The 21,415-nt window shown below is 58.4% G+C and carries 21 protein-coding genes and 1 pseudogene; 10 read left to right on the top strand and 12 right to left on the bottom strand.

Annotated features, from left to right (window positions below; all coding sequences use genetic code 11):
- The first annotated feature begins 122 nt into the window (after positions 1–122).
- Positions 123–1,334, top strand: a complete 1,212-nt coding sequence (locus tag QF045_RS16290) for a cytochrome c biogenesis protein DipZ (RefSeq protein ID WP_306493109.1) — start codon at positions 123–125, stop codon at positions 1,332–1,334.
- Here the strand turns inward: QF045_RS16290 and QF045_RS16285 are convergent, their stop codons facing one another.
- Positions 1,335–2,678 (bottom strand): HAMP domain-containing sensor histidine kinase, encoded by a 1,344-nt coding sequence (locus tag QF045_RS16285; RefSeq protein WP_306493108.1) that lies wholly within the window; start codon positions 2,676–2,678, stop codon positions 1,335–1,337.
- On the bottom strand, positions 2,675–3,415 hold the full coding sequence (locus QF045_RS16280) for a response regulator (RefSeq protein ID WP_306493107.1): 741 nt from the start codon (positions 3,413–3,415) through the stop codon (positions 2,675–2,677). The genes QF045_RS16285 and QF045_RS16280 overlap by 4 nt, the downstream gene beginning before the upstream one ends.
- Positions 3,416–3,700: 285 nt before the next feature.
- Between QF045_RS16280 and QF045_RS16275 the strand changes: the two genes are divergently transcribed.
- From QF045_RS16275 to QF045_RS16255, 5 genes and pseudogenes are all read left to right on the top strand, one after another.
- Positions 3,701–5,053, top strand: a complete 1,353-nt coding sequence (locus tag QF045_RS16275; protein WP_306493106.1) for an epoxide hydrolase family protein — start codon at positions 3,701–3,703, stop codon at positions 5,051–5,053.
- Between the two features lie 61 nt (positions 5,054–5,114).
- On the top strand, positions 5,115–6,188 hold the full coding sequence (locus tag QF045_RS16270; protein ID WP_306493105.1) for an alpha/beta fold hydrolase: 1,074 nt from the start codon (positions 5,115–5,117) through the stop codon (positions 6,186–6,188).
- Positions 6,189–6,202: 14 nt separating this feature from the next.
- Entirely contained in the window at positions 6,203–6,712 is a 510-nt protein-coding gene (locus tag QF045_RS16265) for a cytochrome P460 family protein (RefSeq protein ID WP_306493104.1), read from the top strand.
- 23 nt (positions 6,713–6,735) lie between these two features.
- Positions 6,736–6,861 carry a hypothetical protein gene (locus tag QF045_RS16260; RefSeq protein ID WP_306494965.1) on the top strand — a complete coding sequence of 42 codons (126 nt, stop codon included), beginning with the start codon at positions 6,736–6,738 and terminating at the stop codon, positions 6,859–6,861.
- Positions 6,810–7,113: pseudogene (locus QF045_RS16255) on the top strand (alpha/beta fold hydrolase); the annotation flags it as partial. The gene QF045_RS16260 and the pseudogene QF045_RS16255, both read left to right, overlap by 52 nt.
- Before the next feature lie 64 nt (positions 7,114–7,177).
- On the opposite strand, the gene phzG reads toward QF045_RS16255, so the two are convergent.
- From phzG to QF045_RS16220, 7 genes are read right to left on the bottom strand one after another with little or no spacing between them, the layout of a single operon-like run.
- Positions 7,178–7,846, bottom strand: a complete 669-nt coding sequence (phzG, locus tag QF045_RS16250; protein WP_306493103.1) for a phenazine biosynthesis FMN-dependent oxidase PhzG — start codon at positions 7,844–7,846, stop codon at positions 7,178–7,180.
- Positions 7,843–8,679 carry a PhzF family phenazine biosynthesis protein gene (locus QF045_RS16245; protein ID WP_306493102.1) on the bottom strand — a complete coding sequence of 279 codons (837 nt, stop codon included), beginning with the start codon at positions 8,677–8,679 and terminating at the stop codon, positions 7,843–7,845. Before QF045_RS16245 ends, phzG begins: the two co-directional genes overlap by 4 nt.
- 2 nt (positions 8,680–8,681) lie before the next feature.
- Positions 8,682–10,571, bottom strand: a complete 1,890-nt coding sequence (locus QF045_RS16240) for an anthranilate synthase family protein (protein ID WP_373424485.1) — start codon at positions 10,569–10,571, stop codon at positions 8,682–8,684.
- Between the two features lie 20 nt (positions 10,572–10,591).
- Positions 10,592–11,215 carry an isochorismatase family protein gene (locus QF045_RS16235; RefSeq protein WP_306493100.1) on the bottom strand — a complete coding sequence of 208 codons (624 nt, stop codon included), beginning with the start codon at positions 11,213–11,215 and terminating at the stop codon, positions 10,592–10,594.
- A 15-nt stretch (positions 11,216–11,230) separates the two neighbouring features.
- Positions 11,231–12,433, bottom strand: a complete 1,203-nt coding sequence (locus tag QF045_RS16230; protein WP_306493099.1) for a 3-deoxy-7-phosphoheptulonate synthase — start codon at positions 12,431–12,433, stop codon at positions 11,231–11,233.
- Positions 12,434–12,470: 37 nt separating this feature from the next.
- On the bottom strand, positions 12,471–12,959 hold the full coding sequence (locus QF045_RS16225; protein ID WP_306493098.1) for a PhzA/PhzB family protein: 489 nt from the start codon (positions 12,957–12,959) through the stop codon (positions 12,471–12,473).
- A 24-nt stretch (positions 12,960–12,983) separates the two neighbouring features.
- On the bottom strand, positions 12,984–13,475 hold the full coding sequence (locus QF045_RS16220) for a PhzA/PhzB family protein (RefSeq protein WP_306493097.1): 492 nt from the start codon (positions 13,473–13,475) through the stop codon (positions 12,984–12,986).
- 400 nt (positions 13,476–13,875) lie between these two features.
- On the opposite strand from QF045_RS16220, the gene QF045_RS16215 reads away from it, so the two are divergent.
- A complete protein-coding gene (locus tag QF045_RS16215; RefSeq protein ID WP_306493096.1) occupies positions 13,876–14,601 on the top strand; it encodes an autoinducer binding domain-containing protein in 726 nt (241 codons plus the stop codon).
- A gap of 47 nt (positions 14,602–14,648) precedes the next feature.
- Here QF045_RS16215 and QF045_RS16210 read toward each other — a convergent pair whose 3' ends face one another.
- On the bottom strand, positions 14,649–15,236 hold the full coding sequence (locus QF045_RS16210) for an acyl-homoserine-lactone synthase (RefSeq protein WP_306493095.1): 588 nt from the start codon (positions 15,234–15,236) through the stop codon (positions 14,649–14,651).
- 378 nt (positions 15,237–15,614) lie between these two features.
- Here QF045_RS16210 and QF045_RS16205 point away from each other — a divergent pair, with 378 nt between their 5' ends.
- Entirely contained in the window at positions 15,615–15,863 is a 249-nt protein-coding gene (locus tag QF045_RS16205; RefSeq protein WP_306493094.1) for a CsbD family protein, read from the top strand.
- A gap of 107 nt (positions 15,864–15,970) precedes the next feature.
- Here the strand turns inward: QF045_RS16205 and QF045_RS16200 are convergent, their stop codons facing one another.
- Positions 15,971–17,032, bottom strand: coding sequence for an SDR family oxidoreductase (locus QF045_RS16200; RefSeq protein ID WP_306493093.1), 1,062 nt, complete (start codon positions 17,030–17,032; stop codon positions 15,971–15,973).
- 552 nt (positions 17,033–17,584) lie between these two features.
- Here QF045_RS16200 and QF045_RS16195 point away from each other — a divergent pair.
- Together QF045_RS16195 and QF045_RS16190 are read left to right on the top strand one after the other, a co-directional pair.
- The gene (locus QF045_RS16195) at positions 17,585–19,210 is read left to right on the top strand and encodes a hypothetical protein (protein WP_306493092.1); all 1,626 of its coding nucleotides are present in this window, start codon (positions 17,585–17,587) and stop codon (positions 19,208–19,210) included.
- A gap of 770 nt (positions 19,211–19,980) precedes the next feature.
- Entirely contained in the window at positions 19,981–20,535 is a 555-nt protein-coding gene (locus QF045_RS16190) for a hypothetical protein (RefSeq protein ID WP_306493091.1), read from the top strand.
- An 82-nt stretch (positions 20,536–20,617) separates the two neighbouring features.
- Here QF045_RS16190 and QF045_RS27775 read toward each other — a convergent pair whose 3' ends face one another.
- Entirely contained in the window at positions 20,618–21,343 is a 726-nt protein-coding gene (locus QF045_RS27775) for a methyl-accepting chemotaxis protein (protein ID WP_373424484.1), read from the bottom strand.
- Positions 21,344–21,415 lie beyond the last annotated feature (72 nt).

The following is a 21,415-nucleotide window of genomic DNA, read 5'->3' as shown; positions in this document are numbered from 1 at the left end:
GGCCACGCGGATACGTACGGATTCAATAGAGCGCCTTACCGACACACGCGCGATACCTCCACGCGGTTCAATGAGCGCCAGCGAGGGACTTGACCTCGGCCAAACCAACAGCAGGTGGCGCCATGTTATTGATCGCATTTCTCGGCGGTATCGTCACGGTGCTCAGCCCGTGCATTCTCCCCGTCGTGCCGTTTTTATTCGCCCGTGCCGATCGCTCGCCGTCGTCAGTGGTGTGGACGCTGCTCGGCCTGGCGCTGACCTTTGCCCTCGTGTCCAGCCTCGCCGTGGTCAGCAGTGACTGGGTGGTGACGGCCAACGGGATCGGTCGCCAGTTGGCGCTGGTGGTGCTGGTGCTGTTCGCCCTTTCGTTGCTGTCTGCCAGGATCGGCAACGGGTTGATGCGGCCCTTAACGGCCCTGGGGAATCGCCTTGATCCGGCAACGCGCAGACTGTCAGGGCCCAGCGCGGCGCTGCTGATCGGGGTCGCCACCGGGCTGCTGTGGGCGCCCTGCGCGGGGCCGATCCTGGGCATTATTCTGACCAGCGCGATGCTGCAAGGCCCCAGTGCTCAAACCAGCCTCCTGCTGTTGGCGTATGGCTTGGGCAGCGCCCTTTCATTGGGCGCGCTGATCTTCGCCGGACGAGGCTTGATGTCTCGATTGAAACTGTCGTTGCCGGTTACCGCCTGGCTGCGGCGTGGCGCAGGGCTTGCCACGCTGGTGGCGGCGGTGGTGATCGGCAGTGGCGCACAGAGCCAGCTGCTCGCGAGCACGTCATCCGAGGGGGCGGCGAGGGTGGAGCAATCGCTGCTGAGCGGTGTACCCAGGATCGTTGATTCCCTGGTGGACAGCGTGAAGGCCGCGACCACGCCTGAGATGAGCGTGAAGGGTGAAATGCCGTCCCTGTCGGGTGCCGTCCAGTGGCTCAACTCACCGGAGCTGAGCAAGGAGTCCTTGCGAGGCAAAGTGGTGCTGGTGGATTTCTGGACCTTCGACTGCATCAATTGCCAGCGCAGCATTCCGTACGTGAAGGAGTGGGCGAGCAAATACGAAAAGGACGGGCTGGTGGTCATCGGCGTGCACACGCCGGAGTATCCCTTTGAGAGGGTGGTCGACAACGTGCGTAAAAGCGTAGCGAAGCTGGGCCTCAACTACCCGATCGCAATCGACAACAACTATGCGATCTGGCGCGCCTTCGACAATCAGTATTGGCCCGCACACTACATCGTCGACGCCGAGGGCAAGATCCGCTACACCCATTTTGGCGAAGGCAGCTATGACACCCAGGAAAAAGTGATCCAGCAATTGTTGGCTGAGGCGAAGAACAAGGGCTGATTATCGCGGGGGATGATCCACCGGCGTCTTGGCGGTAAGTTTCAGCGTGGGCGGCAGTGTCAACTCGGCACACAGGCCGCCGCCGTCGCGGTTCACCAGGCGCAGGGAGCCTTGCAGGGTCAGTGTCAGTTGTTGGGAAATCGCAAGGCCAAGTCCGGCCCCGCCGGTTTCCCGATTTCGCGAGCTCTCGACGCGATAAAAAGGCTTCAGCACTTCGGGCAACTGGTGTTCCGGTATTCCGGGGCCACGGTCCAGCACTTGGATCAGCAACCCACCCGCCGGCTGGCGCTGTACGTTGAGTTCCACCGCTGAGCCAAACTTCAACGCATTGTCCACAAGGTTGACCAGTATCCTGCGCAGCGCATGGGGACGCGTGTCGATAGCTGCGCCGCCGTTCGCCACCAACGCGACTTGCTTGCCCGTATCGAGGTAATCGAACACCAGGCTCTCCAGAAAGGAGTCGACGTCCACGCGCCGGCTTGGCTCATTGGATCCGGCCATACTGCGCGCGTAGGCCACACCTTCCTGGACCAGGTGCTGCATTTCATCCAGGTCATTGCAGAGTTTGTCCTTCTCAATCGAATCGTCCATGAACTCGGCACGAAGCTTCATGCGTGTGATCGGGGTCTGCAGGTCGTGGGATATAGCCGCCAATAGCTGCATGCGTTCCTTGACGTAAGTGGCGATGCGCTCCTGCAGGGTATTGAAAGCGACGGCAGCGTAGGCCACCTCGACAGGCCCGTCCTCCTTGAGCGGTTCGCCCTGGCCATTTGGATCAAGCCCGTCTACCGCCTGGGAAAGCCGCGTCAGCGGCTGTATCACCGTGCGTATGGCGAGCCAGGTGCAGGCGAACAACAGCAACAATTGCGCAACCAGAACCACGGGTAACCAGGGCGATAGCGGCATTACCAATGGCCGGACATCAATCGTCAGTGGGCTGCCGTCCTTGAGGCGTAAATGGGCCTGATAGTGGGGACGCACGTCCGCAATGTCGGTGAAGCTCAGTGGATAGTCCGCGCCCAGCGTCGCTTGCATGGAGCGCACGGATACCGGCGCCGTGGCCATGTCCATTGGCGACCCTGGCTGGCCTTGATCCAGTGCGTATCGGTAGTTCGGGTGTTCGAACCGGGGCAGCCAGGCCTCACGCTCATTGGCCGGCAGCCGCTCCAGTACGGCTACCGTGGTGGCCAGGTCCTGTTCGAAATTGTCCAGCATCAAGGTCTTTGCGCTTTGGTAACGCTCATAAAATTGCAGGCCGAATGACATTCCATGAGCCACCACCAGACTGACCAGGAAGATGAGTGACAACCGCGAGGCCAACGTGCGTGGCCAACGCCTGTTCATGGCTGTTCTCCCGAGACTTCCACCGCGTAGGTAAACACATAGCCCTCGCTGCGAACCGTCTTGATGTAGGCAGGGGCACGCGCGTCGTCCTGCAACCGGTGGCGCAGCCGACTGACGAGCAAGTCAATCGATCGATCAAAGAGGTCGGCATCCCGCCCCTGTGTGAGGTTCAGCAGCTGATCGCGATTGAGCACGCGCTGCGGGTGGTCGAGGAACACGCGAAGCAGCCGATACTCACCGCCGCTTAACGTCACGATGGTTCCTTCACTGTCCAGCAAATGCCGCGCCGTGGTATCCAGCCGCCACTTGCCAAATGCAAGCGGCCGGCCTGCTTCGGTGAGGATGAGATTGGGCGGCAACATGCGTGTGCGCCGCAGCACCGCGTTAATCCGCGCCAGTAACTCCCGGGCGACGAAGGGCTTGACCAGGTAATCATCGGCGCCCATCTCCAGGCCGATGATTCGGTCGGTGTCGTCATTGCGCGCGGTGAGCATCAGAATCGGTGTGGCTTTGTGCTTGCCTGCTCGCAGTTCCCGACACAGCACCAGCCCATCGTCGCCGGGCATCATGATGTCCAGCACGATCAAGTCGACCGGCGTGGATTCCAGGAAGTGACGCATCTGGCGACCATCCGCCACCACCGTGGTGCGCAACCCGTTTTTCTGAAGGTAATTGCCGACCAGTTCCCTGATCTCGCGATCATCATCAACGATGAGAATGTGATCTACGTGCTCCACTTGACCCACCTTTAGCCCTTGGCTGTTGTTGTTTGTTAACACGAAGGTGCCGTCGAGTATATCCAGGTGCCGGCGCCCATCGCGTCAGCCTTTTTCAGCAGACCTGCCCAGACTGTCACCAGACGCAGGTCAACGCGTGGTTGGTTTGTAGTGTTTTGTATCTGTGGGGCAGTGGGATACACAGTGATTCTTTTCAGGCAGTAGGTGACACATACCGGATACCTGCGCGGCGTTAAATGAACCCATCGAGCAGGCGCACGCCTGCTCCCATTGATGACTCATTTGATGCTCGGAGATCCGATTATGAACTGGAAAAACCCTGTGAGGAGGGGCGTGTTTGGTTTGGTCCTGATAGCCGGGAGCGGCGGTGCCTGGGCTGCCAGCCCAGCGGCCGATGCGTCAGCTGTCAGCGCGGCCTCGACCGGTTCCGAATCGATTCGACCTTATCGAGTTCATGTCGATGAAGCTCAATTGATCGACCTGAAACAGCGCATCGCGGCGACCCGCTGGCCAGACAAAGAAACCGTCAATGACGTCTCTCAAGGCGTGCAGCTGGCCCAGGTCCAGGCGCTGGTGAAGTACTGGGGCACAGGCTATGACTGGCGCAAGGCCGAGGCCAGGCTCAACGCGCTGCCCGAATTCATCACGACGATCGACGGCGTCGATATCCAGTTCATCCATGTCCGCTCGCCAAACCCTGGCGCGATGCCGCTGCTGCTGACCCACGGATGGCCTGGCTCGCAGTTCGAGTTCCTGAAGACCATCGGCCCGCTGACGGATCCGGTGGCTTACGGCGGCAAGGTTGAAGATTCATTCGACGTGATCATCCCGTCGATCCCCGGGCACGGTTTTTCCGGCAAGCCGACTGAATTGGGCTGGGGGCCGGATCGCGTCGCGAAGGCTTGGGATGTGCTCATGAAGCGTCTGGGCTACTCGCAGTATGTTTCCCAGGGCGGCGACCACGGTTCGGTGATATCGGATGCATTGGGTCGCCTGAATCCGCCTGGTCTGCTCGGCATTCACTTGAACATGCCGGCAACCATCCCACCCGAGCTGGTCAAGCCGATCAACAGTGGCGACCCGGCCCCGGCCGGGCTTTCCGAGCCTGAACGCAAGGCGTTTGATTCACTGAGCACCTTCTTCGGCCGCAACGCTGCCTATGGCGCAATGATGGTCACCCGCCCGCAGACCATCGGTTACCTGCTGGCCGATTCGCCCACCGGCACCGCGGCGTGGATGTATGAAAAATTCGCCGCCTGGACCGACAGCAGCGGCCAGCCTGAACGGGTCCTTAGCCGTGACGAGATGCTGGACGATATCAGCCTGTACTGGCTGACGAACGTCGGCGCTTCGTCATCGCGCTTCTACTGGGAAAACAACAACAACAATTTCAGCGCTGCCGCGCAGAAGACCGCGAGCATCAAGGTGCCGGTGGCGATCACGGTATTCCCCCACGAAATCTATCAGGCGCCCAAAAGCTGGGCGCAACGCGCCTATCCGTCACTTGCCTATTACAGCCAGGTGAGCAAGGGCGGCCACTTCGCTTCCTGGGAACAGCCTCAATTGTTCAGCGAAGAGTTGCGTGAAGCCTTCCGGCCGCTGCGCGCCAAGCTGGGCGCAACCAAGACCGCGCAGTGACTCATACGCAATCCACCACACACCGGGCCGTTACTCGCGGGCCCGCCACGGAGAAAATACGATGGATATGGCCTTGCTCAACAACCCAAATAATACCTGGCGCCTGCGGGCTTTTGCCCCAACGCTCGTGGCCGCCGCGCTGCTGCAATTTACCGCTGTGGCGGCAGGGTTTGCCCACGCCAGCGCTGCTGAGGTACCGCCTGCCACGGTGGGGGCTATCACACCGGGAGCCAATACTTCGCTGGGCGCGCTCAAGCATGTGAAGGCAGGCGTGCTGGACGTTTCCTACGCGGAACTTGGCCCAGCGGACGGTCCGGTGGTTATTCTGCTGCACGGCTGGCCCTACGATATCAACGCCTTCACTGATGTCGCTCCTGCGTTGGCCGGCAAGGGCTACCGGGTGTTGATCCCTTCAGCCCGTGGTTATGGCGACACGCGTTTTCTGTCGGCCAAGACCGTTCGCAATGGCCAACCTGCTGCGTTGGCGAGCGACCTGATCGACTTCATGAATGCGCTGAAGATCAACAAGGCCGTGCTGGGTGGGTTTGACTGGGGCGCCCGCACCGCCGATATCGTTGCCGCACTGTGGCCGGAACGAGTCAAAGCGCTGGTCGCGGTGAGCGGCTACCTGATCGGCAGCCAGGAGGCGGGCCAGGCGCCACTGCCGCCAGCGGCCGAGTTGCAGTGGTGGTACCAGTTCTACTTCGCGACCGAGCGCGGCCGTCTGGGTTACGAGAAAAACACCCATGACTTCGCCAAGCTCATCTGGAAGCTGGCGTCGCCAAAGTGGAATTTCGACGACGCCACGTTTGATCGCAGCGCGGCTTCCCTGCACAACCCCGATCACGTGGCCGTGTCGATCTTCAACTATCGCTGGCGTTTGAACCTGGTCAAAGGCGAGCCCAAGTACGACGCGATCGAGAAGAAACTGGCGGCATTTCCTTCCATCAGCGTGCCGACTATCACGATGGAAGGCGATGCGAACGGCGCGCCCCATCCGCCGGCCGAGGCTTATGCAAAACGCTTCACCGGCAAGTATGAATTCCGCCTTGTCAGCGGTGGAGTAGGGCACAACCTGCCCCAGGAAGCGCCGCAAGCGTTCGCCCAGGCGGTGGTTGACGCCGATCACCTCTGACAGGGAGAGCCACGATGAAACTCATGCATCTGGCCGTCCTGTCCAGGGCTGTTGCAGCGGTTGCGCTCACCGTCACGGGTGCCGCAATGGGCGATAGCGCTGACGGCGACGCTTCGCCGATCTACGGCGTAAAAATTCCCGAAGGCTATCGTAAGTGGGCGCTGATCGCCCCAGCGCAGGAAGCCGCCCCCTTGAACGAATTGCGCGCCGTGGTCGGCAATGACCTGGCGATCAAGGCCTACCACGACTCAGCGCTGCCTTTTCCCGACGGCACGGTGCTGGTGAAACTGGCCTGGAAGCACGTGCAATCGCCCGAATTCGAGCCGGCTTCCATACCGGGCGCAGCCACAACGGTTCAAGTGATGGTGAAGGATTCGAGCAAGTACGCCGCGAGCGGCGGGTGGGGCTTTGGCCGTTTTATCAACGGCAAGGCGGTCGATCAGGCGCAGCACGAGACGTGTTTTGCCTGCCACCAGGCACGCGTTAAAAACCATGATTTCGTGTTCACACGGTACGCCCCATAACCCCAGACTCAACGGAGTTGCCCATGAAAAAAACCCTTGCCTCGCTGGCCGTCGCAGCCTGCCTGTTTGCCGGTGCGAACGCGTTCGCACAGACCGAAAAACCCACCAGCAATTCGCCGCTGACGTTCCCGCCGCGCAAGCGGCATTGATGGTCGCAACCCAGCGTCCGGTCACCGACGCCGCGCTGAACGAGCCATTCGGCACGCCAGCCTGGAAGCACATCCCAAGCTGGTCCATTTACGGCGACCAGGACAAACATCCCGCCCCAGGCCCTGGCCTTCATGGCCAAGCGAGCGCACGCTAAGGCCGTGGAGGTGGTAAAGGGCGCGTCCCACGTGGTGATGGTCTCAAACCCGGCGCCCGTGGCTCGCTTGATCGAGCAGGCCGCGACCGCCAAATAACGCGCAGAAAAACCCCCTGGTGCTGCCCTCGCAGGAGTACCAGAGGGTTCGATGCCTGTTCGCCTCAGGGCTGCAAACGCCGCACTCGCCAGCCCGTGTCACTGCGGTCATAGCGCAACCGCTCATGCAACCGTTCCTGCCCATTGCCCCAGAACTCCAGCGATTCGAATCGCAGTTCGAACACGCAATAGCCCTCGGGACGCGGCAGCGGGCCTTGCGCGTCGGCCAATTGCCTGGCGGCGTTGCGCATGGCCTGCACGTCCGTCAGTTCTTCGCTCTGGTGAGACACCGATGACATCGGGTGCGTGACATACGGGCGCTTGAGCCACGCCTCGTCAGCCTTGACCTGCGGCAAGCGCACGGCCTGGCCATTGAGGATGATCTGCTGACTGGTTTCGCGCCAATACAGCACCCCCGAGGCCCACGGGTTATGCGCCAGTTCACGGCCTTTTTGGCTCCCCGCGTGGGTGCTGAACACCACGCCGCGGTCACTTATCTCGCTGATGACCACGATTCGCGTAGAGGGCCGGCCCTGGCTATCGGCCGTGGCCAGCGCCAGCGCCCTGGGCTCGCGGATGCCCACGCGCCGCGCACGCTCCAGCCAGTTGCGCAACACGCTCATGGGGTCGGCGGGCAGTGTCTGATACTCGGGGAACGGTGCATCCAGCGTGCCGGTGAGGGATTCCGACATACCTTTGCCCAGCAGCGGGGTGCCTTGTATTGAGCGGTTCATAGCACGATGGTCCCGCGTCCGAAGGTGACGCCATGACCGGACACCTCGACGCGCGTCAGGTGCTCGGCGCGGCCCTCGGCTTTGGCGAACATCAGTGAAGGGCGACCGATTTCCACACCCTGCAGGATTTCCACCGGCTGGCCGAACGCTATCTGGCCATGGCGCGCCAGATGAATCGCTAATGGCCCGGCAGCCGAGCCCGTGGCCGCGTCCTCGACCACGCCGTAGGCCGGTGAGAACATCCGGCTGCGCCACTGCCGTCCCGCGCCGGCAAAACAATTGATCGCCATGTCGTGGAAGCTCGACAAAGCACGGTGGTCGGGGTGCAAGGCTGACAAGGCTTCAATGCTCGGCAGGCCGACAAACACATGGCGCGGACCGTTGTGATAAATCTCGATGGGGAAGGTCGAGCCACTGATGCCCAAGGCCTTGAGCAGTTCAGCGTCGCGACCCAAGGCTTCCCACGTCGGAATCGGCTGGTCCATGCTGGCGGCGATTACGTTGCCGTTCTGGCGCTCCAGCTCGAAGGGAATGGTGCCCACCCAGGTTTCCAGGTACAGCCGGTGATTGTCGGTATGCGCACCCAGGGCAATCGCCGTACCCAGCAATGGGTGGCCGGCGAAGGGCAGCTCGTTGACCGGAGTGAAAATCCGGATCAGCGCATCCCCACCGTTACGTGGCTTGAGCACGAAGGTGGTCTCCGAGAGGTTCATCTCCCGGGCGATGCGTTGCATTTGCGCGGGCGGCAGGTCATCGGCGTCAAAGAACACCGCGACCGGATTGCCTTCCAGCGGGACGCTGGCAAAGGCGTCGATGATGACGTAGTGGTGCATGGTTATCTCCCGGCAACCGAAACGCTGCTGTCGACAGCTGTGTGGAGGAGGGCGTGTCGCAGCAGGTCGGCGATGATGCGCGGACCTTCCTGGGTCAGCAGCGACTCGGCATGAAACTGCATGGAGGCAAACGACGGCCCACGCAGGGCGTGTACCTCGCCGGTCTCGCTGTCGCGACTGATCTCGACGGTGCCGATGCCGTCGACGTCCAGGCGGTCACTGCTACTGCGGGCCGCGAACGTATTGTAGAAACCCACCCGTTCGGCGTTGCCGAACAGGTCGATCTGTTTTTGCACGCCCTGGTTGGGTAAGGCCCTGCGTTGCAGCTCCAGGCCCAGGCACAGGCTCAACACCTGGTGACTCAGGCACACCGCGAGGAACGGTCGTTGCTGGCTGAGCAACGAACGGATGGCCACGTGCAGATGGTCGATTTTCGGCACATGCACGTCGCTCGGGTTGCCAGGCCCAGGGCCCATGATGACCAGGTCGTAACCGTCGAAGCTGTACTCGTCGGCGAAGCTGCGCACCGTCACCACCAGGCCCAGAGCCCGCAGCTGTTTGGCGATCATCGAGGTGAACGTGTCTTCGGCGTCGACGATCAGCACTTGGCGCCCGCTGAAGTCGGCCTGTGTCTGTTGCCGCTGCTGGCTGTTCATCAACCAGAAATCGGAGACATAGGCATTGCGGCTGGCCAATGCCGCGCGCACCTGCAGGTGGCTGCCGAAGCGCGAGGGCGCCTGGTTTTTCAGCGCGGCGATCAGGCCTGCGGCCTTGGCCCGGCTTTCGGCGGCTTCGGTCATCGGTTCGGAGTGCCGCACGATGGTCGAACCCACGCTGATGCGCACCTGCCCACTGTTATTGATATCGGCGGTACGAATCAGGATCGCCGAGTCCAGGGAGCGTCCACCTTTGCCATCGCTGCCGATCAGTGCTGCCATGCCGCTGTAGTACGCCCGGCCTTGCGGTTCATAGCGCCGGATCACGCGACAGGCGCTTTCCAGCGGGCTGCCGGTCACCGTCGGCGCGAACAGGGTCTCATGCAGGATTTCGCGCACATCGCGGCGGGTCTTGCCTTCAATGAAGTACTCGGTGTGGGCCAGATGCGTCATTTCCTTGAGGTAGGGACCGAGTACGTGCCCGCCGTCTTCACAAATACGCGCCATCATTTTCAGTTCTTCATCGACCACCATGTACAGCTCGTCAGCCTCCTTGCGGTCAGCGAGAAAATCCATGACCTCGCTCAGGCTCGGGCCTGCAGGCGGGTAGCGGTAAGTGCCGCTGATGGGGTTCATTACCGCCAGCCCGTCCTTGACGCTGATGTGGCGCTCGGGGGATGCGCCGACGAAGGTACGGTTGCCGGTATGGATGATGAAGGTCCAATAGACGCCTTTTTCCCGCTCCAGCAGATGACGAAAGAACGACAGCGCACTGGCCGGGCCGTACTCGCTGATCTCCGCCACAAAGGTGCGCTTGATCACGAAGTTGGCGCCTTCCCCGGAGCCGATTTCGTTGGCGATCACTTGGCTGACGATCTCGGCATAACGGGCGTCGCTGAGGTCGAAGCGTTCGTTGTTCAATTGGATCGGCACGTTGGGCAGCAACGCCAGCAACTGCTCGATGCCGATGGATTGCTGTTCGGTAATCTTCATCGCCAGCAGCGGCGACTGATCGTCCACCGCCTCGAAGCCGCGCTCGGCAATCTGGCGGTAGGGAATCAGCGTCAGCACATCCAGGCGAGGGGCTCCGACCGAAGGCGCAGGCAGGTCGATATCGGCCAGCAAGTGTGGCTCCGACATTTCGCCAAGCAGCACATTCAGCAGCCCGGGGCCGCTGGTTTCCGGGCGATACAAGAGGGCAAACGGCTCGGGCACCGGTTGCAGGATGCGCTCCATCAGGCGGGCGGCGGCTTGGCTCATAGCACCACCTCGTCGGTGGTGATGACCATGGCGCAACGGCTGGCGGCGTATTCCATGGCCATCCAGTGGTGCTCCTTGCTGAAGTCGGCGATAGCGTCGGCAACGAGGAAGGGTTGGATATCGTTGGAATACGCATCCACGCTGGAAATCAGCACGCCGACGTGCGCATACACCCCGCACAGGATCAACTGATCGCGCCCGCTGGCGTGCAGGCGTTGCAGCAAGTCGGAGTTGAAGAACGCGCTGTAGCGCCATTTGGTCAGCTGCCAGTCACCGGGTTGGGGCGTGAGGGCGTCGACCACCTCGCGGTCGGCCGGGCTGGCCTTCATGCCCGGCCCCCAGAAATCCTTGAGCAACCCGCGTTGTTCCTCGTTCATGCTGCCCGGTTGGGCGGTATAGGCCACCGGCACGCCGTTGGCGGCAGCCCACTGGCGGATGCGTGCAGCATTGCGCACGACTTCATCACGCAACGCATCCGGCAAGGGCCGCAGGAAGTAGCGCTGCATGTCATGCACCAACAGCACGGCGCGCTCGGGGTCGATGCGCCATTGCGCAAGGTTGGGGGGCAGGTCGCGGGAAGTGGGCAGGGCGTAAGGAACGATCGATGGAATGCCGGTCATGGCGACAAACTCCAGTCAAAGTGAAGCAAGGGGGGAGGAGGGCAGCGTTTTCCAGGCCATCACCGCAGTAATGGCTTGCCAGGGGTTCAGGCGCGGGTCGCACAGGCTTGTGTAGTGGCTGGCCACCTGGCTGAGGCCCGCGGCATCGGAGGCGCATTCGCTGACGTCATCGGGGGTGGTTTCCAGATGCAGGCCGCCGGCCACGCCACCGGCCGAGATCACGGCCTGTCTGAAGGCAGTGATTTCCTCGGTGATGGTCTGCACCATGCGGGTCTTGTTACCGCAGGGCGCGACGATGGTGTTGCCGTGCATTGGGTCGCTGAGCCAGATGATCTTGTGGCCAGCCTGGCGCACCGCTTCAACCAGCGGGGGCAGGCGGTCGGCAACCTTGTGCGCGCCCATGCGCGCGATCAGGGTCAAGCGCCCGGGTTCGCGCCTGGGGTCCAGGCGCTCGCACAGGCTCAGCAACTGATCCCGAGTGATGTCCGGGCCGACCTTGCAGGCCACCGGGTTGAGGACTTCGCTGAGCAGCGCCACGTGAGCGCCCGTCAGCTGGCGGGTGCGCTCGCCAATCCACGGCCAGTGGGTTGAGCCAAGGAAAATCCGGCCCTGTTCATCCTGGCGCACTTGCGGCAGTTCGTAGTCGAGCACCAGCATCTCGTGACTGGTCCAGGCGGGGGAGCCGGTAAGTTGCTCCTTGCCGGCCGGTTCTTTCCATCCCAGGTGGCCCATGATGTCCTGCGCCGCGCGGTAGCCTCGCACCAGGCGTTGCGCATCATGCTGGCGATCGCCGCGCACGGCTTCGCGGCCGTTGACCATGTCGCCGCGGTACACCGGCAAGTCGACATCGCCGATGCGTTCGCTGTGGTTGGAGCGCGGCTTGGCAAACTGCCCGGCAATCCGTCCCACCCGCACCACCGGTTGCTGGGTCACCAGCCGAAATGCCCCGGCCAGGATGTCCAGCACTGCGGCTTTGCGCGTCACATGGTCGGGAGCGCTTTCATCCATGTCCTCGGCGCAGTCACCGCACTGGATGATCATCGCTTCGCCAGCCGCGACCCTGGCCAGGGTGGCACGCAGCACCAGAATGTCTTCGACGCGAATCAGGGACGCGCTGTCCCTGAGGTAGGCCTGCGCGTCATGCAATTGTGAAGCTTCGCTCCATTGAGGCTGCTGGAACGCTTCACAACTTAGAACCCGTTTCAGTAAGTCTTCCATGATGCGATCACTCTGCCAAAAAATCAGGCCCAAAGAATCAGGTAGGAATGCCTTCACGCTTGATGTGCGGCACTGGAATACCCAAGGCGCGTAATTGTTGAAAAACATTCATGAATTCGCGATTGCGTTTTACTTTGCCGTCCTGCAACTCGAAAGAATGCAGGAAGTGGTTCTCGTAATAGCCTTCCGGGTAACCAGGGAAGAGAATCTTGCCGTGGCCATCGCACTCCACCCAGATATGGTTGGGGTCATCGGTTTCAAATACCTTGACGTTGTACCATTCCCAATCCGGAAAACACTTGAGCGACCAGACAGCATGTTCGGCCAGTTTGGCTTTGCCACTGATTACAATCGGCGCGCCAGTATCGGTAGTCCATAAACCACCTGCACCGTCTTCGGTAAACAGTTCGTGTCGGCGTAGACGGTCCTGGCCTTTGGTACGCATGTATTGTTCAACGGTGGCGCGGTTCTTGCGACGCAGTTCAGAATCGTCAGTGGTGAGTTGTTGTGCTGCGCTATTAAGCATGCTCAATCTCCAATGGATAAGGGTTTATGAGGCGGGTATACCTTCACGCTTGATGGTTGGAACCGGGATGCCCAAAGCGCGAAGTTGTTGAAAAGGGTTCATGAATTCGCGGTTTTGCGTGATCTTGCCGTTGTCCAGTTCGAAGGAGTGGATGTAATGGTTTTCGCAATAACCCTGCGGGTAACCCGGAACCAGCGTTTTACCGCGGCCGTCACTTTCCACCCAGAAGTGGTTGGGATTGTCGGTTTCAAACACCCGGACGTTGTGCCACTGCCAGTCAGGAAAACACCGGTGCAACCACACGCCGAGCGCGGCGAGTTTGGCGTGGCCCTTGAACACAAGGGGCTCATCGGTTTCGGTGTTCCAGGAGCCGCCACTGCCATCCTGCGTGAACAGTTCATGCCGCCGCAGGCGATCTTCGCCGTTGGTGCGCATGTACTGTTCAACAGTGGCGCGGTTTTTACGGCGAAGTTCAAGCCGGTCAGTAAAGCCGCCAGGGGCGTGCGAAGCAGGCATGGGCAATGTTCTCCTTAGTTGACTGAGATTGGTGAAAATCAATTAAATAATTAGTTAATGGCGTGTGACGAAATTGAACGCTTTTTAACAGTTGCAGCAGCGCGGCTGTTGTAAGCGGTGTTGTTTATACACCCGCATTTCCCGGACGTGGAACTACCATATCTTGTAGGGGTGGCGGGAATAGGGCGTGTTGGGGTCGGTCGGGCAGTATGTTGCATTATTATGAAAAGGCAGTCTCAATCGTCTGTTGAGCAGCAGTGGCCTATGGCTAGTTAGTTGGGTTAGACATAAAAAATACTTGGCTAGTGCGAAGCAGTCTATGGGCGTTGATTTTGTGTGTTGACAGGCGTTCAGGTTGGTTTAGTCTCACGGCTTCTTTGGATCGTTGTGGGTGTTCAAAATGGAATTGGGACAGCTGTTGGGATGGGATGCTTATTTTTACAGTATTTTTGCGCAAACCATGAACATGGAGGAATTCACGGTTGTTGCATTGAGAGCGTTAAAGGAACTGCGGTTTGATTTCTTTGCCTATGGCATGTGCAGCGTGACGCCGTTCATGCGGCCCAAGACCTATATGTACGGCAATTATCCCGAACACTGGATACAACGCTATCAAGCCGCTAATTACGCAACGATCGATCCCACGGTGAAACACAGCAAAGTCTCGTCAGCGCCCATTTTGTGGAGTAATGAGTTGTTCCGGGACTGTCCGGACCTGTGGTCCGAAGCCAATGACTCGAATCTATGCCACGGCCTGGCGCAGCCTTCGTACAACACCCAGGGGCGAGTCGGAATATTGAGCCTGGCACGCAAGGACAACGCCATCAGTCTTCAGGAGTTCGAAGCCTTGAAGCCGGTGACCAAGGCGTTTGCCGCGGCGGCTTTGGAGAAAATTTCCGCGTTGGAGACTGACGTCCGTGTGTTCAACACCGATGTGGAGTTCAGCGAGCGCGAATGTGATGTGTTGCGCTGGACCGCCGACGGCAAGACCTCTGAGGAAATTGGCGTGATCATGGGCGTATGCACCGACACCGTGAACTACCATCACCGCAACATCCAACGCAAAATCGGCGCCAGCAACCGCGTACAGGCAGTGTCCTACGCCGTCGCGCAGGGCTATATCTGAGGTTCATCTACTGCGCCGAGTCGACCGCAAGGACGACTCGGCCGGTATCACGCCGTCTCTTGCATGAGCTGGCACGTGAAGGCTGAAGGCATGCGGGCGCCACGGTGGTGTTCACGGTGGGCCGAGAGCTTGATGGCGAGGATCTTTTCGTCCTGGTGCACGGTGACCGGCCCCAGGCGTTCGTAGTTGACCCCGTTGATCTTGTAATAGCGCTCCATCGTACTGTTGACGATGCCGACGATGGTATCGGCACCCGCCAGGCTGGCGATCTTCAGGCTTTGCCAGAACAAAGGCATGGCCAATTGCGGCTCGCGGGTGGTGAAGCGTGTCATTTCCCAGATGGCGGAATGCCTGGGCGGCGTACCTGTGCAGGTATGGCTGAAGACGCCTTCCAACAGGTTGGGAAATACAGTGGGTATCAGACGGGCACAGCCGACGATGGCGCGGTGCTCGTTGAACGCCAATAGGTAGCGCGAATGCTCGCTGTCGTACTGATCCCATTCACAACCGGCCTGGTGCGGGAAAATGGGGAGTCGCCATCCGAGTTTCTCGACGAATTGTTCATGCCGAAAGCGACCTAGCATGAGCTTAAGCTCGTCGCTCATTGCGCTGAGCGTGTGCTCTTCCATGTGCATGGCAGGTGTTCCTTGGGGGTGGGGGGGAGTGCGGGTTTTTATAGAGCAGTTGTGAGGGCTTCGCGACTACAAGATCTTGTAGGTGGGGCAGGCATTGCACCTGCCACCCGGGTGTTCCCGCTTGACTACTGCGCGACGTGCAGTCGCCCTTAGCGGGTGAGTCGAAAGCTGTCGTCAATCAGCGAATGAATTTCTTGCGCACCCAGTGGCCCGTTCAGAAGCACGGTAATCCAATGTTCCTTGTTGATAACTGAGTGCGGCTCAAGCCTCATCAATTTTGAACTATTCACAGCGCCCACGCCCCTAACGCTGTGCATGTAGCCCATAGCTTAGGCCGTCCCTGAGCTACCTAAAGACACACTAAAGGTCTGATGAATTATGAAGAGTGAACAAGTAGAAGGTATGTCACAAAAGGTCGCTGGGAAGGCTCAGAGCGTCGTTGGGAAACTGTTTGGTGATTCGAAACTGGAGGCTGAAGGCGCTGGTCGGCAAGCTGCTGGTCAGGTCACCCAAGCTTACGGCGATGCATTGGACAGCGTGTCTACGTTCGTTAAGGAAAAACCAGTTGCCGCAATCGCAATTGGTGCAGTAGCCCTGCTGGTTCTAGACCGTCTCTTTCGCCGCTGAAGCGGGACGCAAAAAGCTCGGTAACTGACCAGAACTCAGTCCTCGTACTCTCCAGGTGGCCTGCCTGGAGAATACGAGGATGATTAATGGTTCTGTGCTGGAACGACCTAGGGTATCAAGCGCATAGCCCGTAATTTGTCGAACACATCGAAAAATGCCTGATCGCTTGCCTGGTAGGCCGTGAAGCCCATTGCCCGGCTTTTTGACATGTCCGTGACAACTTCGATGGGTCGGCCAAGGTCTGCATCGGTGTGCCAGGGTGACACCAGACGCCCCATATCGGGCTCTTTCAGGCCGTGATCCGCGACTATTTGCGACCAAACGGCTTGGTCGTTACTCATCTGCGTTTCAAGGGGGGAGAGGGCAGCGGGATAATCGGCAGCAGGCAAGTCGAAATATTCGGCGATTCGGCTCCACATCCATTTCCAGCGAAATATGTCCCCATTGGTCACATTGAACGCCTGATTGGCCGCAGACGGCGTCGTGGCCGCCCACAGTTGTTGTTTCGCCAACTGGCGTGCATCCGTCATATCGGTGAGGCTTTCCCACTGCACCTTTGATCCAGGAAACACAAAGGGCCGATGGGTGTTTTTGCAAATCGACGCATAGACGGCGAGGGTGGTTGCCATATTCATCGCGTTGCCGACCGCAACCCCGGTGACGGTATGCGGGCGATGAACGCTCCAGGTGAAGCCGTCCTTTTCAGCGGCGGCGAACAGTTCGTCTTCCTGGGCGTAGTAAAAATTCTCGATATCCAGGCGACCCTGTTCTTCGCGAAACGGTGTTTGTGGAAGGCTGCCTTTGCCATACGCTTCGAACGGGCCAAGATAATGTTTCAGGCCAGTAACCAGTGCCACGTGCTCAACGCTCCTGGCTGGGCGAATGGCGGTGAGCACGTTGCGTACCATGGCGGCATTCACACGAATGTTCTCGGCCTCCGTGGCTTGGCGTGACCATGTAGTAATGAACACATGCGTGGGTTTCAAATCCGCCAACGCCTGTTCCAGCGAAGCGGGATCCTGAAGGTCTGCCGCGACAGGAATAACGCCTTGTGCTTGCGAAGGGTGCCTCGACAACGCGGCGACCTGCCAGTGGTTGTCGATGAGTAATTGAGTGATGGCGCTGCCGACGATACCGCTGGCGCCGACGACTAAAGCTGTTTGGCTCATAGGTTTCTCCTTGGTTTAGGGTTGGGAGTTCACCTGAGCGACGGAGGTTCAACCTGAAGTGGGAGGTAGGTTGTTGAGTGGGTGGGTGGATACGTGATTTAACAAGTGGGCGATGTCGAATGTGCATAGACGCCTCAGAAGCTCTCAATTACTGGCTCAGTGCTCCTGAAATGAACGCACCAGTTCATCGATTGGTGTTCATAGATCTAGCTTTCCCGTCATTAGTCCCGCCGCCCGTCCATCCAGTGATGGTCAAGGTATGTTCGACGGCAGCAAGACGTGCGCTTGCGTGGTGTTTCGTATCCGAATATGGCATATAGCCTTTATGGATTTTGTTGCAGCGCCAAAGCTGCATTGACTGGACTATGAGCAGTCATTCGCCTGCTCAACGGGACACGGAAGGGCCATTACATGAGATCGGGGTAGATGCTGGGAGCTATCAAAAGTCTTCTAGGCCTGCGTGTGGGAAGCGCTTGAGGTTGGAGGGAGAGCTGCGTGGAGGGTGCTATCTAACCGGCACTTATGAAGACTGGGAAAGCTAGGATAATTGCAATGAGACACGAAAAGGAAATTCAGAAATGGCTGGAAGAATTGGCGGGAAAAAATAGCCGCAGCTGCAGTGGAGAACTCTATGCTTCCATCCGATTCGCTGATGACCCCCTTAGCCTAGAAATGAAGGGCGAAGTTGAGAGGCGCTGGCAGCACGGCATATCCCCTGATCGTCATCGCGCAGCACGGGAAGCATGCCGCGTGCTTCAAAGTCTGAAAGAACCAAGGTTCTACAGTGCCAATACCAATATTTCACACATACCAGGGAAAATCCTCAAACCAGATCTGGTGCTGGAAGACGAGATCAGCGGCGCCTTTGTCATCGTCGAAATCAAGCGAAGCCAGAAAGCGGCCCGGGAATTTGCCACAGAGCTTCTGGCCTATGCGAACTGCCTATGCAGTCAGCACCCTGGCTCAAAAGTATTCTTTGTGTTGGTTTCAACCAGCTGGGCTCCCCTTGAACAGCATGCCATTGATCAGTTGGCACTATGGGATATCCCTACGCTTGCTTTGGAGTATCGAGAGCCAAATCTTGTTGAAATGGAGCAAACGCTTTGGGTGCGCAGTGATTTATTACCTGAAGTGTGCAGAAAAACATTCCCGCCCGCAGCGCTTGAAGTGCACACGAAGGTGTTTTTCTTGCCTCGCCTTTGGTGGAACGACTCGACGTGGTTTCGCAAGATAGATCACGCGGCGGAAAGGATTGCTCGGGAGGCCGAGCGGGCACGTGCTTCAGGTTTTCTAGTCGTGTGGTCGATACCCATGGAGCGTTCCGAACATAATCAAACAAGATTGTTTGTGTCAATGGCCGTGCGCAACCCTTGCCGTCCACAGCAATTTCCGGAATTCAACACGGTAGAGGAATATGAGGAGTTCGCATGGTCAAATGATTTTACCGAACTTTCAGACGATACCTCTATAAGGCTTTTGCTTGATCTCGAAGTTGGCGAAGACACGTACAGTTACTCACCCGAACTTGAAGGGAGTTGGGACGATCTCAGGACAAGACTTGAAAGAGAAAATGCAAACCTATGGAGTTTTAACAGCTTTGGTGAAATTGCCGATAAGGTTCATAGCTGGCGCAACGTGAGTCGTTATTCGCTTTCTCCTGTGATCGCAGATATCACGTCCTATCCTTCATGGCACCCCGTCACCTGGCTCCCTGCACTGGAGTCACTTATCGCGCGTGAAGCGTTTGAAGGTGAAAAACTCAAGCTTTGGCTTGCGCTTCGTAGAGGAGAGAAACTTGAAAAAATTGGGAGGTCGGGGTTAAGACGGCGCTGGCTGAACAACTTTCGTTGGGCTGTATCCCAAGCCGAATTTGCATGTGCCTGGGTTGAATTTATCGAGTCAAATGAAGGCGCGTCAGCGTTTAACGTGAATCTGTTTTCACCCTCAGACATTTTTAATCGGTTTGAGTGGGAGTCTGCGATCAATGCGGCTTACCACTACATGGAGAGCGAGGGTGAACTGGTCGCCTACTGTTTCTATCTGGGCGTGCAACGCGAGCGCGGAAGAATAGATATAAACCACTTTAGAGAACGTCGAGAAGTTTTGCGAAGGAAAGGAATTCACGTACCTCACTGGGTGGAGGAAATAGCCAACAGCCTGGTGCGTCAGAATTTTTGACGTGTTATGGAACTGAGCGCACGAGGTGCCTGTAGGCCGCAGAGAACGAGGGCAGGGTGGCTAAATCGAGATGTGCCCGGAAACGGTACTGAATGTTTGATGAGACACCGCTTTCAGCTAGCCGTCCAAACACTCCGGATGCTTTAAAAACCGTCAACGGCGCGTACTTTTCCACTGAATATGCAACGAACGCTTTGCCAATTTGCATGATGTCAGGATTCAGCGTGCTAAGAACCCTGGTTAATATCTGTGGTGTAGAGCTTCAGAAGCTCTCCGCGACGGATACCAGTATCTAGTTTTCGACTTTCGGCATAGACAGCTCGGATTGCACGCCGTTGCGCTGCGGCAGTGTTGTACGCGCGATGCCTGAGCTTTGAGCTGGATGTAGATAAATGGCATTAGCAGGGGCAATGGCGCCGCGTCTCCGGTCTGCACGCGCTGACCGGACGAGAAGCGACATTGAATCAGCTTAATCGGCAGCCACCGCATGCAATGACTCGCCATGAACACGGAAGACATGGCCCGTTGAGAGAGTGGACGTCAGAAGCGGGTTTGTCGAATCAGTACCTCATGAGCCTCATGAACCTTTCTGACATAACATACAATTTAACATAATATACATTATGCGAACCGTCCTATACGGGGCTCGGGGTCTGGTGGTCAGATTTGAAGCCTGGCGGCGCCTCCTGCTTTCAGCTTGGCGATACTGATCACTGCGTGCTTGAATGCCGCCAGACAAACGTTGCCTCACCAATTGACGGAGAAATTGCATGTGGCTTTGTACAGAATGGAAAATCGACTGGGACGCTATAGCTGCTGTCGCGACGGCTGTTGCTGCAATCATCGCACTCATTATCTGGAGCCTTGATAAAGCTCAAAGGAGGCGCGAACGGGCGGCAAGCGCCAAGCTCTTAGCTCAGATTATGACAACTCCTTTTGGCGCAGCACAGGTTGAAATCGCTAAATTCCGTTGCGTGGTTCGTCCACTAAACGGAGACCAAACCTACTTGGCAGCCCTGAAAAATGATGAAAATGTGCGCCAGGATTTAGCGAATAAGGCAACAAAAGTAAGGCTTGACCTCCCATCACAGTTTTTGGACAAGGCTGATATATTCACTGAAAAGGTTAACAACAGATTGGCAAATGCATTTGCCCAAGTTAACCGCCTTGAAAAAATATGTAGCCTGTTAGGTGATCTGCCAAATTCTGCGTCAGAAACTGACATTAATAATCATATAAACTCAGTGTTGACACAAATCAAAGAGACTGAAGAAGCAACCAGGGAAGCTTTCCAAGCCCTTTTAGAAGCCGGAAAGTCATCTTGAGTTTGGGCGTACCCTACTCTACGCTAATGACGAATTAATATAACTATACTAAATAGTCATTTAGTTGAGCTATATCAATGCGTTACATCTTAAACCGATCCACCGAATGTGACAGTTTCCCTGCCAGGCTCGACAACTCATCCGTCGTCGACGCGGTACCCGCAATCACCCGGCTATTGCTTTCCGACATCCCCGCAATCATCTCCACCTGATGGGCGATCTCGTTGCTGGCCAGGCTTTGTTCACTGATGGTGCGGGAAATGTCATTCACCAGTTCCGTGGTACTGAGCGTGGCCTGGAGAATTTCGCGAATCGCGCGTTCCACTTCGGCGGTGACGGCCATGCCCTTATCCACTTGAGCAACGCCCTCCTCCATGCTGGTAACCGCTTCCCGGGTGTTCTGCTGGATGCGTCCGACCATGCTGGCGATTTCCTGGGTCGAGGCGCTGGTGCGTCCGGCCAGGCTGCGCACTTCATCGGCAACCACGGCAAAGCCCCGGCCCTGCTCACCGGCGCGGGCGGCTTCGATCGCGGCGTTCAGGGCCAGCAAGTTGGTTTGGTCGGCGATGCCCTTGATCACCTGGATGATGCTGTAGATCGCCTCGGATTCTTTGTCCAGCGTGCGAATCACCTGGGCCGATTGCTGTGCGGAACGTGCGATGCCGTCCATGTCGCTGACCACTTGATGAATGATCCGGCCGCCATCCTTGGCCAGAGTTTGCGCCTGGTTGGCCATGTCCAACGCCTGTCCGGCATGGCGGGTAATTTCCTCGATGCTGGCGGTCATTTCACTCGCGGCGGCGGCCATGGTGCTGGCGGCTGCGCTTTGTTGCTGGCTGCTGCCGGCGACCTCATGACAGCCGTGGCTCAAGCGTTCGCT

The sequence above is a fragment of the Pseudomonas sp. W4I3 genome, assembly GCF_030816195.1.
Taxonomy (GTDB): domain Bacteria; phylum Pseudomonadota; class Gammaproteobacteria; order Pseudomonadales; family Pseudomonadaceae; genus Aquipseudomonas.
This window is presented reverse-complemented; position numbering and strand designations above follow the sequence as displayed.

What these genes read in the sequence shown, in the direction of transcription:
- QF045_RS16260 (WP_306494965.1), top strand. Translation starts at nt 6,736, where the DNA reads ATGAAAAAAACCCTTGCCTCGCTGGCCGTCGCAGCCTGCCTGTTTGCC.
- QF045_RS16290 (WP_306493109.1), top strand. Translation starts at nt 123, where the DNA reads ATGTTATTGATCGCATTTCTCGGCGGTATCGTCACGGTGCTCAGCCCG.
- QF045_RS16220 (WP_306493097.1), bottom strand. Translation starts at nt 13,475, where the DNA reads ATGCCTGCTTCGCACGCCCCTGGCGGCTTTACTGACCGGCTTGAACTT.
- QF045_RS16230 (WP_306493099.1), bottom strand. Translation starts at nt 12,433, where the DNA reads ATGGAAGACTTACTGAAACGGGTTCTAAGTTGTGAAGCGTTCCAGCAG.
- QF045_RS16200 (WP_306493093.1), bottom strand. Translation starts at nt 17,032, where the DNA reads ATGAGCCAAACAGCTTTAGTCGTCGGCGCCAGCGGTATCGTCGGCAGC.
- QF045_RS16265 (WP_306493104.1), top strand. Translation starts at nt 6,203, where the DNA reads ATGAAACTCATGCATCTGGCCGTCCTGTCCAGGGCTGTTGCAGCGGTT.
- QF045_RS16205 (WP_306493094.1), top strand. Translation starts at nt 15,615, where the DNA reads ATGAAGAGTGAACAAGTAGAAGGTATGTCACAAAAGGTCGCTGGGAAG.
- QF045_RS16215 (WP_306493096.1), top strand. Translation starts at nt 13,876, where the DNA reads ATGGAATTGGGACAGCTGTTGGGATGGGATGCTTATTTTTACAGTATT.
- QF045_RS16270 (WP_306493105.1), top strand. Translation starts at nt 5,115, where the DNA reads ATGGATATGGCCTTGCTCAACAACCCAAATAATACCTGGCGCCTGCGG.
- QF045_RS16225 (WP_306493098.1), bottom strand. Translation starts at nt 12,959, where the DNA reads ATGCTTAATAGCGCAGCACAACAACTCACCACTGACGATTCTGAACTG.
- QF045_RS16195 (WP_306493092.1), top strand. Translation starts at nt 17,585, where the DNA reads ATGAGACACGAAAAGGAAATTCAGAAATGGCTGGAAGAATTGGCGGGA.
- QF045_RS16245 (WP_306493102.1), bottom strand. Translation starts at nt 8,679, where the DNA reads ATGCACCACTACGTCATCATCGACGCCTTTGCCAGCGTCCCGCTGGAA.
- QF045_RS16275 (WP_306493106.1), top strand. Translation starts at nt 3,701, where the DNA reads ATGCTCGGAGATCCGATTATGAACTGGAAAAACCCTGTGAGGAGGGGC.
- QF045_RS16240 (WP_373424485.1), bottom strand. Translation starts at nt 10,571, where the DNA reads ATGGAGCGCATCCTGCAACCGGTGCCCGAGCCGTTTGCCCTCTTGTAT.
- QF045_RS16285 (WP_306493108.1), bottom strand. Translation starts at nt 2,678, where the DNA reads ATGAACAGGCGTTGGCCACGCACGTTGGCCTCGCGGTTGTCACTCATC.
- QF045_RS16210 (WP_306493095.1), bottom strand. Translation starts at nt 15,236, where the DNA reads ATGCACATGGAAGAGCACACGCTCAGCGCAATGAGCGACGAGCTTAAG.
- QF045_RS16190 (WP_306493091.1), top strand. Translation starts at nt 19,981, where the DNA reads ATGTGGCTTTGTACAGAATGGAAAATCGACTGGGACGCTATAGCTGCT.
- phzG (WP_306493103.1), bottom strand. Translation starts at nt 7,846, where the DNA reads ATGAACCGCTCAATACAAGGCACCCCGCTGCTGGGCAAAGGTATGTCG.
- QF045_RS27775 (WP_373424484.1), bottom strand. Translation starts at nt 21,343, where the DNA reads ATGGCCGCCGCCGCGAGTGAAATGACCGCCAGCATCGAGGAAATTACC.
- QF045_RS16235 (WP_306493100.1), bottom strand. Translation starts at nt 11,215, where the DNA reads ATGACCGGCATTCCATCGATCGTTCCTTACGCCCTGCCCACTTCCCGC.